A 16,510-nucleotide genomic window follows, 5' to 3' on the forward strand; every position below is an offset into this window, starting at 1 on the left:
CCTCGAATATAAGGTAGCCTCGCCGAGTTAGTTAGGGCAGCCTAATTTGGAGGAGAGCGTGGCTTTTGCGGGTGGGGCGACAGACGACCGAGGTGCCACCGTCCATGCCGTTCGGAAGGAAGTCGCCGAACTTCTCGGCGTGAACCCCGACGAGGTCGACCCCGAGGCCGACCTGATCGCGTCCGGGCTCGACTCGATCCGCATGATGTCGCTGTCGGGTCGCTGGCGTAAGCAGGGGATCGCGGTCAACTTCGCCGCGCTGGCGGAGAACCCGACGGTGGCGGCATGGTCGGCGCTGGTCGCGCAGCACTCCGGCGAGCCCGCCGAGGCCGCGGACACGGCCATCGAGAGCGACGATGACGACGACGGTGTTTTCCCGCTCGCGCCGATGCAGCACGCGATGTGGTTGGGCCGCAACGACGATCAGCAACTCGGTGGCGTCGCGTCACACCTTTACGTGGAGTTCGACGGCGCAGGCGTCGACCCGACCCGTCTGCGTGCGGCGGCAGCGAAACTCGTTGCACGCCATCCGATGTTGCGGGTGGAGATACTGCCGGACGGGACCCAGCGGATCGGTGATCGCGGCCTTACGGTCACGGTCTACGACCTACGCGAGATGGACGCCGAAGCGGCCGAGCAGCGACTGGAGACCATTCGGCAGCAGAAGTCGCACCAACTGCTCGACGGCGATGTGCTCGAGCTGAGCCTGTCGTTGCGCCCGGACGGGCGGACGCGGTTGCACGTGGACATGGACATGAACGCCGCGGATGCGGTGAGTTACCGCAAGTTCATGGCCGACCTCGCGGTGTTCTACCGCGGCGGCGAACTGCCCGAGCTGGGTTACACGTACCGCCGATATCGCGCCGCGGTGACGGCGGCCGACCCCGGACCCTCCGAAGAGGACCGCCGGTGGTGGGCCGAGCGCCTGCCCGACCTGCCCGAATCGCCTGCGCTGCCGCTGGTTCCGCTCGCTGAGCAAGCCGACCCCCGCAGCAGCGTCCGACTTTGGCACACCTTCGATGTCGAGACACGCGATGCACTCTTCGCCGCAGCGCACCGTCGCGGGTTCACCCCCGCGATGGCCGTCGCGGCCTCGTACTCGAATGCGTTGGCGCGCTGGTCGAGCAGCTCGCGGTTCCTGCTCAACCTGCCGATGTTCGGTAGGGAACCGTTCCACCCCGACGTCGAGAAACTGGTCGGCTGCTTCACCTCGTCACTGATGCTCGACATCGACCTCACGCGCACCAGCACGCCCGCCGAGCGGACCCGTGCCGTGCAGGAGACATTGCACAACACCGCTCGACACTCGAGCTACTCGGGTCTGTCGGTGCTGCGCGACCTGGGACGCCACCGCGGCAACCAGACGCTCGCGCCGATCGTCTACACCAGCGCGCTCGGACTCGGCGATCTGTTCGCCGGTGAGGTCACCGAACTGTTCGGCGCTCCCGTGTGGACCATTTCGCAAGGCCCGCAGGTGCTCATCGATGCGCAGGCGACGCCGCTGGCGACCGGTCTGATGATCAACTGGGACGTCCGCGTCGACGCGTTCCGTCCCGGTGTCACCGACGCGATGTTCGCCTACCACCTGGCCGAGTTGACCAGGCTGGCCGCCGACGACGCGGCGTGGGACGCAACCGATCCGCCCGCGGTGCCCGAGACGCAACGAGCCGTCCGCGCCGCGGTGAACAGTGTCATCGCACCGCCGAGCGGGGAGACCATCCACGAAGGGTTCTTTCGCAATGCGCTGGTTGCGCCTGACGCACCCGCGATGTTCAGCGACGACGGCGACCTGACCTACGGCGAGGTACGCGCCCGTGCGCTTGCGGTCGCGGAAGCCTTACGCGGCAGCGGGGTTCGTCCCGGCGACCTGGTGGCGTTGATCGGTCCCAAGTGCGCCGAGCAGATTCCCGCGGTGCTCGGAATTCTCGCCGCCGGTGCTGCCTACCTTCCGATCGGTGCCGATCAGCCGACCGACCGGACCGCCCGCATCCTGGAATCGAGCGGTGTGGCGTCCGTTGTGCTCTGTGGTGGTGCCGATCCAATCGAGACCGCTGTGCCGGTGATCGACGCCTCGACGGCGATGCAACGTGCCGTCGACGCTGAACCCACCCCGGTCGAACCGCACGACCTGGCCTACGTGTTGTTCACGTCGGGGTCGACCGGTGAGCCCAAGGGTGTCGAGCTGACGCACGACGCGGTGATGAACACCATCGAATTCGTCAACGGCCGCTACGAACTCGGTCCGTCCGACCGGAGTCTGGCACTGGCGTCGCTGGAAGCCGACATGTCGGTGCTGGAAATCTTCGCGATCCTGCGGGCCGGTGGTGCCGTCGTCGTGGTGGACGAGGCGCACCGTCGGGCTCCGGACGTCTGGGCGGATCTGATCCACAAGCATTCGGTGACGTTCCTGAACTGGATGCCGGGCTGGCTGGACATGCTCCTCACGGTCGGCGGCAATCGGTTGGGGACGCTGCGGGTGGTGCTGCTCGGTGGCGATTGGATACGGCCCGAACTCATTCGGGGACTCCGCAAGTCAGCGCCCGCAGTGCGAGCGGCGGGTCTGGGCGGCGCGACCGAAACCGCGGTGCACGGGACGATCTGCGAGGTCGATGACCCGCCGGCGCACTGGACCTCGATTCCCTACGGCACGCCGTTACCGAACAACGCATGCCGGGTGGCGGCCGCCGACGGATCCGACTGCCCGGACTGGGTACCGGGCGAACTGTGGTTCTCAGGACGCGGCATCGCACGCGGGTATCGCGGGCGACCGGACCTGACGGCCGAGAAGTTCGTCGAATACGACGGTCGAACCTGGTATCGGACAGGCGATCTCGTCCGCTACCAGCCCGACGGAACCTTGGAGTTCGTCGGCCGCATCGATCATCGGATCAAGATCAGCGGCCACCGCATCGAGCTGGGCGAGGTGGAAGCGGCGCTCAAACGGGTGCCGCACATCGATGCGGCGGTGGCCGCCGTGATCCCGGGCGATCCGGATATGCTTGCCGCGCTGGTCCGTAGCGACGACCCGAATGTCGATTCACACGCCGTCGCGGCCGGCCTCGCCGAGCTTGTTCCTGCCCACATGATTCCCAAGATCGTCGTCGTGAGCGATCGAATCCCGTTCACGGTGAACGGCAAGCTCGACCGCAAGGCCGCCGCCCGAGTGTTGGCGCAAGCCGAACGGCCGGCCGCCAACGCCTACCGCCCGGCTTCCACGCCACTGGAGTCCGCGCTCGTCGCGATCGTCGGCGAGGTGCTGGACGTCGCGGGCGACAAGATCGGTATCGACGACGACTTCTTCTCCCTGGGTGGCGATTCCGTGCTGGCGACCCAGGTGATCGCACGGGTGCGGGACTGGCTCGATACGCCCACGGTGCTCGTCACGGACATGTTCGCGGCCCGATCCGTGTCGAATCTGGCAGAGCGACTGGTCAGTCGGGAACCGGATGCTGATCGGCTCAACATGGTCGCCGAGGTGTACCTGGAGGTCGCCGCGATGGACAGCGCCGACGTGCTCTCCGAATTGACGAGCGGCTAGCTCAGCGCCCCTGAAACCCCTTGTGTCAAAGCAGTTTCAGTGATCCTCGGCCCGGGTGAACTCTCAGAGATCTCTTCGGAAATTTTCTAGAGAGTTCTTAGAGTTCGAACGTATGTTCGAGGCATGAGCAAGGAGGCGGTGCAGGCAGCGGTGGCGGCGATGCGCGCCGCGCTCGATGAGTTGGCTGCGCTGCCCGTTGATGCGTTGACCGCCGGTGAGGTGGTGGGTGTGCTGGATGAGTTGGAGGCGTTGTCGTGTCAGTTGCCTGCCCAGGGTCACCGCCTGCTGGCATGTCTGCAGGCTGAGACGACGGCCAAGGAGATGGGGGCCAAGTCGTGGCGTCAGGTGTTGGCGACGCGGTTTCGGATCTCGACCTCAGAGGCCGGTCGTCGCCTCGATGAGGCCGCGGTGTTGGGGCCGCGGCGCACGCTGACCGGGCAGCCGTTGGAGCCGGTGTTGCCCGCGGTGGCGGTGGCGCAGGAGCGCGGGTTGATCAACGGCGAGCATGTCGAGGTGGTGCGCAAGGCGATGGCGCGGATCCCGGCTGTGGTGGACACCGTGACGCGGGCGCAGATCGAGGTGGATCTGGTGCGCCACGCGGTGGGGTTGGGGCCCAAGGAGGTCAGGGACAAGGCCGAGCGGATCCTGTTTCTGCTCGATCAGGACGGTCCGGAACCCGATGACGGCGAGCGTGCGCGTCGTCGCGGGATTTCGAAGGGGCCGCAGGGCTGCGACAAGATGACGCCTCTGACCGGACAGCTCACCCCGCAGTTGGCGGCCACGCTGGAAGCGATTTTCGCTAGGTGGGCCGCACCGGGGATGTGCAACCCTGCCGACGAGAACCCCTGCATCACGGGCACGCCGACGCAGGCCCAGATCGACAGCGATGACCGAACACTGGCCCAGCGTCAGCATGATGCGCTGCTGGCGGTGGGGCGCAATGTGTTGGCCAGCGGGGTGCTGGGTCAGCACAACGGATTACCGACGTCGATCATCATCCGCACCACCCTGCAGGACTTGGAGAGCCGCGCCGGGGTCGGTGTGTCCGGCGGAAGCACGGTGGTGCCGATCCGGGACGTGATCGCGATGGCTGCGCAGGCGAACGTGTTTCTGGCGGTGTTCGACAAGGCGACCGGGTCGGCGCTGGACCTGTTTCGGGCTCGGCGCACGGCGTCGGTGGCGCAGCGGTTGATGCTGATCGCCCGCGACGGGGGGTGCACCAAACCTGGGTGCACGGTGCCCGCCTATGGCAGTCAGGTTCATCATGCGGCCAGGGATTGGGCTGATGACGGGTTGACCAATGTCGATGAGCTGGGGTTGGCGTGCGGTCCGGATAACCGGATGGTCGGCCCCGGCGGGTGGACCACCCAGATCAACGCCGAGCACGAGGTGGAATGGATCCCACCATCACACTTGGATACCGGCCAGGCCCGGGTCAACGACTACCACCGCCCCGAACGCCTGCGCCCACCAGACGACCAACCCATCACGCCCGCCGACGACGAACCCCCGGATATCCCGCCGTTCGACGACGAATGGCTCATCGGCCCACCCGATTACCAACCAATCCTCAACCCACACGAACCCGGCGGGCCAGAACCCAACGCCGCCTGAACGTTCGGCTAGTTCAGTGCGGCGGCCAGCTGGCGCCACTGTTCGCGGGGGAATTCCCTTGGATCGGCGGTCAGCACCTGCACGCAAACATGGTCGGCACCGGCGGAGAGATGCTCGTTCACCCGGCCGAGCACGGTCGCCTCGTCACCCCACGCGATGATCGCGTCGAACAGCCGATCGCTGACCGACGTCAAGTCCTCCTGGGTGAAGCCTGAGCGTAGCAGGTTGTTGGCATAGTTCGGCAGCGCCAAATACGCACGCAGCCAATCCGTTCCGAGCGTTCGTGCCTCGTCCCTGTCCTCGGTCAGCAGTACCGTCTGCTCGGGCAGCAGCAGCGGGCCTTCGCCGAGATGCTCACGGGCGTAGCGGGTGTGGTCCGGCGTCACCAGATAGGGATGAGCGCCGCGGGCCCGTGTCGCAGACAGCTCGAGCATCTTCGGACCCAGCGCGGCGAGCACCCGGTTCGCAACGGGCACCGGGTTGTCGGTCGCGTCGATCGCATCCAGGTATGCCCGCGTCGCGGCGAGCGGCTTCTTGTAGAGGCCCGGCTCCTTGGAATCGATGAGTGGAGCGTGGCTCACGCCGATGCCGAGCAGAAAGCGTTCACCGTGTTGAGCCGTCAACTCTGCATACCTGGTCGCCACGTCCGCGGGCTCGTGCATCCACAGGTTCAGGATCCCGGTGGCGATCACGACGCTCTTGGTCGTCGCCAGCAGATTGCTCACCGAGTCGAGCACGGGACCGCCCACGTCCGGGATCCACAGCGCGGTGAATCCGAGCTCCTCGAGCTCGGCCGCGGCCTCGGCGGCCTCTCCGGCGTCGCCGTAGCGCAACTGAGAACTCCACACTCCGACGCCTGCCAGATCCATCCGCTGATCCTTTCCCGGGCAACTAGCCACTCACGCTACCGTCGGCGCCCGGCAGCCCCTCGTCGGGGGCAGCGCACTCACGCCGACCGCGTCTGCCCAGGTGGCAAGCCATCCGCACGCCTGTGAACGTGGTCGACCTCACCCGCTCGCACCCCGGACGTACGAGTCTCCGACATGCTCAATTAGGGTAACCTCACCAACTTAGGACAGCCTGCACTAATTCATGCTGGGAGGGTTTCGTGGGTTCTCGCTGCGGTGCTGCAGGCCGTCCCGAACGACCTACCGAAAACCATCGCCGAGCCGCCGATGATTGACGAACAGAGCCAACTGGCCTTCCAGCCCTGGATCAAGCGATCCCCGGGCCGGAAGAGCGACGGCGCGACCGTGGTGTTTCCTCACGCAGGGGGCGCCGCCGCGGCCTACCGGGCCTTCGCCGCGGCGTTGGCTGCCGGCGGCGCCGACGTGTACGTCGTGCAGTACCCCCAGCGAGCGGACCGGCTCACTCACCCCGCCCCGGACACCGTCGAGGAATTGGCCGTCCAGCTCTTCGACGCCGGCGAATGGACGCGACTCGGGCCGATCAAACTGTTCGGCCACTGCATGGGCGCGGTGATCGCGTTCGAGTTCGCTCGCGTCGCCGAAGCCAAGGGTGCCGACGTGAGCAGCCTCTGGGTGTCGGCGAGTCAGGCCCCCTGCACGATCGCCACCTCGCCACGGCTACCCACCGCCGAGGCCGAGGTGATCGCGAACATGGTCGACCTGGGCGGCACCGATGAGCGGCTGCTCGCCGACGAGGACTTCGTCGACCTGCTCGTCCGCGCCGTGCGCGCCGACTACCTGGCGTTCAACCGCTACGCGTGTGGCGACGACGTCCAACTGCGCGCCGACATCCACACCATCGGCGGCCGCAACGACCATCGGGTGAGCGAGGACATGCTGCGCCGCTGGGCCACACACGGGGGCGGGGCGTTCACACTGTCGCTCTTCGATGGCGGGCACTTCTACATCAACGACCATCTCGACGCCGTCGCGGAGCTCGTCAATGACGTCTAGCGACGCGGACGCGATCGTCATCGCCGGGATGGCGATCGAGGCGCCCGGCGGCATCGATACCGCGGACGCCTACTGGTCGTTGCTGTCCGAGCGACGCGAGGCGTTGAGCCCGTTTCCCCGAGACCGCGGCTGGTCAGTGCGCAAGGTGCTCGACGGGTCACACCGCGATGGGTTCAAGCCGATACACGATCTCGGCGGATTTCTCTCCGGTGGTGCGACTTTCGACGCCGAATTCTTCGGGATCTCACCACGCGAGGCCGTCGCGATGGACCCGCAGCAACGCGTCGCGTTGCGCGTGGCCTGGCGTGCACTCGAGAACACCGCAATCAACCCCGACGACCTCGTCGGTCACAATGTGGGCTGCTACATCGGTGCGTCGACAATGGGTTACGGTCCCGATCTTGCCGAGTTCACCAACCTCACGGGTCATTTGATGGCAGGTACCGCCCTCGGCCCTGTTTCGGGGCGGATCGCCTACACGCTCGGGTTGGCCGGACCCGCAATGACGATCGATACCTCATGCTCCTCGACCTTGACCGCAGTTCATCTTGCCGCGCAGGCGATTCGGTCGGGAGATTGCGATATGGCGATCGCCGGCGGGGTCTGTGTGATGGGGTCACCGGGATTCTTTGTCGAGTTCTCCAAGCAGCACGCGCTGTCCGACGACGGTCACTGCCGCCCGTACAGCGCGCAGGCAAGCGGCACCGTGTGGGCCGAAGGCGCGGCGATGTTCGTGCTACAGCGACGTTCCGCCGCACTGCGCGACGGACACCGCGTACTCGGCGAACTTCGAGCGACATGTCTCAACCAGGACGGTCGCTCCGTCGGGTTGACGGCTCCGAGCGGCCCCGCGCAGGCGCGGTTGTTTCAACGTGCGCTGCGCCAAGCCGGAATCCGCGCCGAACAGGTCGGCATGCTCGAAGGTCACGGCACCGCAACCCGACTCGGCGACCGCACCGAACTCACCTCTTTGGCCCAGACCTACGGGGCCACCGAACCTGGCCGCGGCGCATTGCTCGGATCGGTGAAGTCGAACATCGGCCACACCCAGGCCGCCGCGGGCGGGCTCGGCCTGGCCAAAGTGCTCATCGCCGCTGCGCGCGAAGCCGTGCCTGCGAGCCTGCATACAGCCGAGGCGAGTCGCGAAATCGATTGGGAAAAACAAGGTCTGCGGCTGGCAACCGAACTCACACCGTGGCCCGCGGCGGATGGGCACCGGCTGGCCGCGGTGACGGCGTTCGGGATGAGCGGCACCAACGCGCACGTCATCGTCTCCGTACCGGAAGCAGCCTGATGCCCGCCAACGGATTTCCCGACGGCCGCGTGCCCGTCGTCCTCAGTGCTCACGCCGAGGAACTTCTCGTCACCGATGCCGACGCTATCCTTCGGTACCTGCGTCCCGGCATGGACGTCTCGGCTGTCGCGGCCACGCTCTTGCGCACACGCAGGCTGCGGCGGCACCGCGCCGTCGTCCGCGCGGCGAGCATCGCTGAATTGATCGAGGGCCTGCAGGCGCTCAGCGCCGAAATCGAACACCCGATGGTGGCGAGATCGTCGGAAACAAGCACCGGTAAAACGGTTTTCGTCTTTCCCGGCCAGGGCAACCAATGGCCGTCGATGGGAGCCGATGCTTACGATCGGTCACCGGTGTACCGCGCCCAGGTGGATGAATGCGTTGCGGCTTTCGCCGCCGCCGGCCACGTTTCGCCGCTGCAGTACCTCACCGCGCACACCCCTGGTGGCGACTGGTCGCAGGTCGAGATCCAGGGCGCACAGTTCGTCCACGCCGTGGGTCTGGCTCACATCTGGCAATCCTGCGGAGTGACGCCCGGCATCACAGTCGGCCACAGCCTGGGTGAAGTGGCCGCGGCATACGTCGCCGGGCGTATGACCCTCACCGATGCGGTCGCCGTGGTCATCGCGCGGGCGAAAGCGGTCGACCGCCTGCAGGGCGACTATCGCATGGCCGCCCTGGGGATTTCGGTCGGGGAGACCGAGCACCTGATCGCCACCGTCGAAGGCTGGCTCGAGGTGTCGGCGGTCAACTCGAAGTCGTCGGTCGTCGTCTCTGGCCAGCGCGACGCCGTCACCGCACTGGTGGCCACCGCATCAGATCGGGGTCTGTTCGCCCGCGAGCTCGGCGTGAATTATCCGGGCCACACCACCGCGTTGGAGGCGCTGCACGACGACCTGTCAGTCCTCTTGCCCAAGGGTCAGTTCGGCGATGCACCAATGCAATTCATCGGGTCGGCCACCGGTCAGGCCGTGCCGGCAGGGACCGGTTACGCGCACTACTGGTACCGCAATCTGCGCGATACGGTGCGTTTCGACCGCGCCGTCGACGCGGCTCGCAGACAGGGCGGAACCCGGTTCGTCGAAATGTCGGCGCACGCGTCGCTGCTGTTCGCACTGGAAGATCTGACCGGCGACGGGCCTGAGCCCTCGCTCATCGTCGGATCGGGTCGACGCGACGAACCGCTCGTCGACACCTTGTCGGCCGGCATCGCGGCCGTCGCGGTCGGCGACCCGGGGTTCGGATGGTCCGGCTGGGCCGACTCGAGGACGCCAGTGCTCCAGGGCTTTCCCAATGCACCGATGCGTGACGTCCACGTGTGGGCCGAACCCGAACCGCTTGCACCCGTGTTCGGGTTGACCGTTTCGAGCGAGAAGTGGGAGCAGAGTGGCGTATTCGCCGCAACGGGTGCGCACAGGCGAATCGCAGTCGTCGACCTGGTGGGTCCGGGTAGTGCGCTGTCGGCGCAGCTGCGGACCGCCATCGCGCGGCACGGCAACGCGGAACCCGCCCAGCCGGGCGAGGCCGACCTCATCCTTGCGATCGCCCCACTACTCGACCACCCCGATGCCGAGGTCGCCGCTGCGCAGATCGGACGAATCGTGGGCGAGGGTCTGTTCGACTATGCCGATGCCGGAGGAACGTCGTGCCGCGACGTATGCCTTGTGACGGTCGGCGGCGAACACGTGCTTCTCGACGAACCCGTTGCGCTACCGGCGCAGGCGGCACTGGCCGCGATGCACCGCAGCATCGGTTATGAACGTCCCGACCAAGCGTTCCGCCATCTGGATCTACCGTCCTGGGAGATCGACGACGCCACCGCGACGGCGGTCATCGACGCCGCGCGTGGCAGTGTGCACGAGGGAGCGGTCCGCGACAGCGCCTCCGGCCCTGCCCTTTTCGTCCGCGCGCTATCCGAGCCTGATGCTCCCGCCCGGGACTGGAAGCTCGATGACGGGCTGCTGGACAACGTCGTGATCACCGGTGGTACCGGGGCGGTCGGACTGCACTTCGCGCGGTATCTCGCCGAGCAGGGCGCTCGCCGCATCGTGCTGCTCAGTCGAACGGGCGTCGACGCGGCGACCGTGGCCGAACTGACGGATGTCGCCGGTTTCGGCGGTGTCGAGATCGTCGCCCCACCGTGTGATCTGCGCTCCGCCGATCAGGTCTCGGCCGTCGCGCGGGATTTCGGCGGCACAGGGGCGTCGCTCCTGATCCACGCGGCGGGGGCGGCGAGATTCGACGACTTCGCGAGTATCTCCGCGGAGTCCTTCGCCGATACCGCGGCGGCCAAGATCGGCGGCTTCGCGCGCATGACCGATTTGTGGCCGATGCGTTCGGATACGCGAATCCTAGTGTGCTCCTCGGTGTCCGGGGTGTGGGGCGGCCGCGGCCACGCAGCCTACTCGGCTGCCAACCGGATGCTCGACGTGATGGCCGGTCAGCTGCGGGCCAAGGGCCAGCATTGCGTCGCCCTGCGATACGGGCTATGGCGCACGGATCCCGGCCGTGCCAGCGGTATCACGGCCCGTGCCGGCGTCAGCGCCATCGAGCGCTCGGGACTGTTGCCGATGGCACCCGGGTCTGCGGTCGCCGCCAGCCTGCGTGAGCACGAAGCCGATCCGATGATCATGTCCGCCGACCCTGACCGGCTGCGGAAGTTCCTCGACAGCCAGGCCGTCGAGCAATCCGGCGGGGCGACCCCCTCGGACAGCACCCCCAGTGGCGACGGGCCGACCAGGGTCATCGCCGAAGTGGCTGCGGTGCTCGGCATCGACGCCGCGACGGTCGACCGGCAAACATCCCTGCTCGACCTCGGCTTGGATTCACTGCTCGCCCTTGATCTGCGCAAGCGGTTGCGGCGGGTGATCGGCGCATCGGTGCCGCTGGGCGCCCTGCTTGGCGGTATCACCAGCGCCGAACTCATCGCCGAACTCGACACTCGATCACAGAAGGTGGAAACGACTCGTGACTGACATCGCCGATATTCGCGAGCACGCCGATGACCGTCGGTTGGAGCTGTTGCGGCGCAGGCTTTCCGAGAAGGGTCTGCGGTCGGGCGAGCAGACGCCCGCCGAGCCGACGGACACCGCACTGTCCGACGGGCAGCGTCGCATGTGGTTCGTTCAGATGGCCGACCCCACCGGCGCGATCCTCAACATTTGCCTGTCCTATCGGATCAGGGGCGCACTGGACGTCGCGCGCCTACGCGACGGCGTGAACACGGTGGCCGCGCGGCATGTGCTGCTGCGCACCACGTACAGCGCGGATGCCAACGGCGAGCCGCAGCCGACCGTCCATGACGACCTGATGCCGGGCTGGTCGGCGCACGACCTGTCCGACATGTCGGAGCACTCCAGGAGGTTGCGGCTGGAAGTGCTGGCGCAGCGCGAATTCAGCGCACCCTTCGACCTGAGTTCCGATTCGCCGCTGCGCCTGACGGTCGTGCGCACCGGCGCCGACGAACACGTCATGCTGCTCGTCGCGCACCACATCGCGTGGGACGACGGCTGCTGGCAGGTGTTCTTCGCCGACCTCACCCGCGCGTACCGCGGTGTGCGGCTCGCCGCGCCGACTCCGATCCCGGCACCGGCGTCGGGTGCCATCGACGGCGATCTCGAGTACTGGCGCACCGTGCTGGCCGATCCGCCGGAGCCGCTGGAGTTGCCCGGCCCCAACGGCTCTGCGATCCCGACGAACTACCGGTCGCAGCGCACCACGCTGCGGCTGCCCGACGCGACCGTGGAGCGCGTGACCGCCGTGGCCAAGGAGTCCGGTGCCACCCCGTACATGGTGCTGCTGGCCGCATTCGGTGTGCTGATCCACCGTTACACCCACTCCGACGACTTCCTCGTCGCCGCGCCGGTGCTCAACAGGACCGCCGACCTCGACGACGTCATCGGGTACTACGGCAACACGGTGGCGATGCGACTGCGGCCACAGCGGGGTCAGACATTCCGTGAGGCGATCGCCGACGCCCGCGACACCGCAGTCGGTGCCTTCGCCCATCAGCGGGTCAACCTGGACCGAGTGGTCGCCGAGATCAACCCCGACCGCCGTCACGGTGTGGAGCGCATGACGCGGGTGACGTTCGGGGCGCGTGGCGCCGACGGTCACGGCTTCAATCCCGACGGAATCACCTGTGAGCGAGCCGAGTTGCGCGGCCAGTTCACCCAGCTGCCATTCGGGTTCATGGTCGAGTTCGACGACGCGGGTATCGAGGTCGAGGCCGAATACCTCGTCGAGGTTCTCGACGCCGGACTGGCCCGGCAGCTGCTCGAGCACTACGTGGTGCTGCTCGACAGCGCGCTGGCCAACCCCGGGACGCCGATCAGCGATCTCGACCTGACGGGACCGGCGTACGCCGACTGGCTGCGCAAGGTCTCTGCCGGTGAGGAATTCGACACCCCGGCAACGACATTGGCCGCGTTGGTGGAGGCGCAGTCCGCGCGGACACCGGATGCGCCCGCCGTCGTCTACGAGGGACGCCATTACACCTATCGCGAGATCAACGAATCGGCGAACCGATTCGCACACTGGTTGATCGAACAGGGGATCGGCACCGAGGACCGTGTCGCCGTGCTGCTGGATCGTTCTCCCGAACTGGTGATCACCGCCCTCGGGTTGATCAAGGCCGGCGCGGTCTACCTTCCCGTCGATCCGACCTATCCCGAGGACCGGCTGAATTTCATCCTGTCCGACTCCGATCCGAAACTCGTACTGCGCGAGGCCGTCGGCGGGCTCGACGGCTACCCGGTGTCGAACCCGACCGACGCCGACCGGATCCGTCCGCTCGGACCAGAGAGCACCGCCTACCTGATCTATACGTCGGGCTCCACCGGGCTGCCCAAGGGTGTGCCCGTCCCGCACCGGCCGGTCGCCGAATACTTCGTCTGGTTCAAGGGTGACTACCAAATCGACGAGCGTGAGCGGCTGCTTCAGGTCGCCTCGCCTAGCTTCGACGTGTCTATCGGCGAGATCTTCGGCATGCTGGCATGCGGTGGACGACTGGTGATTCCGCGTCCGGACGGTCTCCGCGACGTCGGCTATCTCACCGATCTGCTGCACGACGAAGGCATCACGTCGATGCACCTGGTCCCGTCGCTGCTGGGTTTGTTGATGTCGCTGCCGGGCGTGAACCAGTGGCGCACCCTGCAACGGGTGCCGATCGGCGGCGAAGCGCTCCCCGGTGAGCTCGCCGACAAGTTCCACGGCACCTTCGACGCGCTGCTGCACAACTTCTACGGCCCCACCGAGACGGTGATCAACGCCAGCCGTTACAAGGTGGAGGGCAAGCAGGGCACGCGCATCGTGCCGATCGGCACGCCGAAGATCAATACGCAGATCCACCTGCTCGACGATGCGCTGAAGCCGGTCCCGGCCGGCGTGATCGGCGAGATCTACATCGGTGGAACGCATGTGGCGCGGGGTTATCACCAGCGGCCCGGGCTGACCGCGGAGCGGTTCGTCGCCGACCCGTTCACCCCCGGCGCCAGGCTGTACCGGTCCGGCGACCTGGCCCGCCGCAACGCCGACGGGGACATCGAATTCGTCGGCAGGGCAGACGAACAGGTGAAGATCCGCGGCTTCCGAATCGAACTCGGAGAGGTCGCCGCCGCGATCTCCGTCGACCCCAGCGTGAGTCAGGCGGTGGTCGTGGTCAGTGAGCTACCGAACCTCGGAAAGAGCCTCGTCGGGTACCTCACGCCCGCCGACACATCCGCCGGAGCCGCCGACGACGTCGACATCGAGCGCATCCGCGCTCGGGTCGCGGCCGCACTGCCGGACTACATGACGCCGGCGGCATACGTGGTGATCGACGAGATCCCGATCACCGCGCACGGCAAAATCGACCGCGCCGCGCTCCCGAAACCTGACGCGGACTCCTGGGCCGGCGCGGGCGCCGAATACCGCGAACCCGCCGAGGGGACTGAGCGGCGCGTCGCCGGCCTGTACGCCGAACTGCTCGGCCGCGACCGGATCGGCGCGGACGACTCGTTCTTCGACCTCGGCGGTCACTCGCTGCTCGCCACGAAACTGGTTGCCGCGGTGCGGTCGCAGTGCCACGTGGACATCGGCGTCCGCGAGGTGTTCGAGCTCGGCACGGTCGCGAAGCTGGCCGAGCGCATCAACTCGATGTCGGCATCCGACTCGCGGCGTCCGCGGCTCGCCGCGATCCCGCACGATGGGCCGCTGCAGATGTCGGCGTCGCAGCTGCGGATGTGGTTCCAGTACCGCATCGACGGTCCCAACCCCGTCAACAACATCCCGTTCGCCGCGCGGCTCACTGGGCCGTGCGATGCCGACGCGTTCGTCCGCGCGGTGCGTGACGTCGTCGCCCGGCACGAGGTGCTGCGCACCACCTATCGCGAAATCGACGGCGTGCCTTACCAGATCGTGAACGCCGCCGACGAGGCCTCGGTCTCGGTGCGGCGGGCACGCGGTGACGACGAGGTATGGCTGCACGCCGAACTCGACAACGAGCGGCGGCACATATTCGACCTCGAGGGCGCGCTGCCGGTCCGCGCGACGGTGCTGTCGACACCCGACGCGCATGTGGTGTCGCTCGTGGTGCATCACATCGCGGCGGACCACTGGTCGGCCATGGTGCTGTTCAACGATCTGCTCGCCGCGTACCGGTCCCGCCGGACCGGTCAGGCGCCGTCGTTCGCACCGCTGAACGTCCAGTATGCGGACTACGCGGCGTGGCAGGCGGCGCTGCTGGCCGATACCGACGGACCCGTTGCGGCACAACGTGACTACTGGCGCGGCCGGCTGGAAGGTCTGCCCGAGGATCCGGGGCTGACTCCCGACCTCGAGCGCCCGCCGGTGCTCAGCGGTGAGGGTGATGCCGTCGAGTTCGGCATCAACGGCGCGATCCGCGCGCAGCTCACCGAACTGAGCCAGCAGCTGGGCGTCACCGAGTTCATGCTGCTGCAGCTGGCCGTCGCCGTGGCCTTGCACAAAGCCGGTGAGGGCAACGACATCCCGCTGGGCACTCCGGTGGCCGGCCGCACCGAGGCCGAGCTCGATCAACTGGTCGGGTTCTTCATCAACATCGTCGTGCTGCGCAACGATCTGACCGGCAACCCGACACTGCGCGAACTGCTGGTGCAGGCCCGCGACACCGCGCTGGGCGCCTACGCCCACCAGGACCTGCCCTTCGATCAGGTGGTCGACGCCGTCCGGCCGGCCCGGTCACTCTCTCGCAACCCGCTTTTCGGTGTCGTCGTGCACGTGCGTGAGGCTCTGCCCGCCGGGCAGGTCGTGGAGTCCTCGGCCGAGGGTGACACCGTGTTCACTGCGCTCGAGCCGCCGTTCGATGTCGCGCACGCCGACCTGTCGGTCAACTTCTTCGCCACTGCTCGAATTGCCGGAGCAGCCGGCGGCGACGACGGTTATCGAGGGCACGTCATCTACCGCACCGACCTGTACCGGCGCACGACCGCGGAACGGTTGGTCCGCTGGCTCGGCCGTGTGCTGGCCGCGTTCGCCGACGATCCCGATCAGCGGCTGCGCGACATCCAGATCGCCGATCGCGAGGAACGGCAACGGGTGTACGGGTTCAGTGCCGCGGCGGGCATCAGCGTGCTCGACCAATGGCGGGATCCCGTGGCAGTCGGTGTCATCGGCGACGTATACGACCACCACGTCGACGAGCAAGGCGCACACCTGCGACCGACAGGGAAGCGGGCGCGCTGGTCCGACAACGGCGAGGTGGAGTACATCGAAGCCACCAAGCCGACGGCGCCGACAGGTCCGGCTGGCCCGTTTGAGCCCGCCCACACCGAAACCGAACGCGTCCTCGCCGCAATGCTCGCCGATGTACTCGACCTGCCCGAGGTCGGTCGCAACGACGACTTCTTCAGCCTCGGCGGCGACAGCATCCTCGCGGTGCAGGTGGCCGCGAGGGCGTGCGACGCGGGACTGGCGCTGACCGCCCGAATGGTGTTCGAGCATCCTGCGATCCAGGAACTGGCGGCCACCATCGATGCGGTCGGCAGCGTGCCCGAAACCGCCGATATCCGCCACGAGCCGATGGCCGCCTCGGGGCTGTCGCCCGACGAACTGGCGGCGGTGACATCGATGTTCAACTCGTCCCGCGACGGTGCGCAGTGACCCCAACCGGCACCAAGACCGATG

General features: G+C 67.5%; 7 protein-coding genes. 6 read left to right on the forward strand and 1 reads right to left on the reverse strand.

The window, feature by feature from the left end; genetic code table 11:
* Positions 1-58 precede the first annotated feature (58 nt).
* Together BST47_RS09510 and BST47_RS09515 are read left to right on the forward strand one after the other, a co-directional pair.
* A complete protein-coding gene (locus BST47_RS09510; protein WP_083125283.1) occupies positions 59-3,538 on the forward strand; it encodes a non-ribosomal peptide synthetase in 3,480 nt (1,159 codons plus the stop codon).
* A 123-nt stretch (positions 3,539-3,661) separates the two neighbouring features.
* A complete protein-coding gene (locus tag BST47_RS09515; protein WP_083125284.1) occupies positions 3,662-5,152 on the forward strand; it encodes an HNH endonuclease signature motif containing protein in 1,491 nt (496 codons plus the stop codon).
* 8 nt (positions 5,153-5,160) lie between these two features.
* On the opposite strand, the gene BST47_RS09520 is transcribed toward BST47_RS09515, so the two are convergent.
* The gene (locus BST47_RS09520) at positions 5,161-6,021 is read right to left on the reverse strand and encodes an LLM class F420-dependent oxidoreductase (RefSeq protein ID WP_083125285.1); all 861 of its coding nucleotides are present in this window, start codon (positions 6,019-6,021) and stop codon (positions 5,161-5,163) included.
* Between the two features lie 306 nt (positions 6,022-6,327).
* On the opposite strand from BST47_RS09520, the gene BST47_RS09525 reads away from it, so the two are divergent.
* From BST47_RS09525 to BST47_RS09540, 4 genes are read left to right on the forward strand one after another with little or no spacing between them, the layout of a single operon-like run.
* Positions 6,328-7,074, forward strand: a complete 747-nt coding sequence (locus BST47_RS09525; protein WP_083125523.1) for a thioesterase II family protein — start codon at positions 6,328-6,330, stop codon at positions 7,072-7,074.
* On the forward strand, positions 7,064-8,368 hold the full coding sequence (locus tag BST47_RS09530) for a beta-ketoacyl [acyl carrier protein] synthase domain-containing protein (RefSeq protein WP_083125286.1): 1,305 nt from the start codon (positions 7,064-7,066) through the stop codon (positions 8,366-8,368). The genes BST47_RS09525 and BST47_RS09530 overlap by 11 nt, the downstream gene beginning before the upstream one ends.
* Positions 8,368-11,343, forward strand: a complete 2,976-nt coding sequence (gene mbtD, locus BST47_RS09535) for a mycobactin polyketide synthase MbtD (protein WP_083125287.1) — start codon at positions 8,368-8,370, stop codon at positions 11,341-11,343. Before BST47_RS09530 ends, mbtD begins: the two co-directional genes overlap by 1 nt.
* Positions 11,336-16,486, forward strand: a complete 5,151-nt coding sequence (locus tag BST47_RS09540; RefSeq protein ID WP_083125288.1) for a non-ribosomal peptide synthetase — start codon at positions 11,336-11,338, stop codon at positions 16,484-16,486. Before mbtD ends, BST47_RS09540 begins: the two co-directional genes overlap by 8 nt.
* The last annotated feature ends 24 nt before the right edge of the window (positions 16,487-16,510 follow it).

It is taken from the genome of Mycolicibacterium tusciae (genome assembly GCF_002086795.1).
Taxonomy (GTDB): domain Bacteria; phylum Actinomycetota; class Actinomycetes; order Mycobacteriales; family Mycobacteriaceae; genus Mycobacterium; species Mycobacterium tusciae.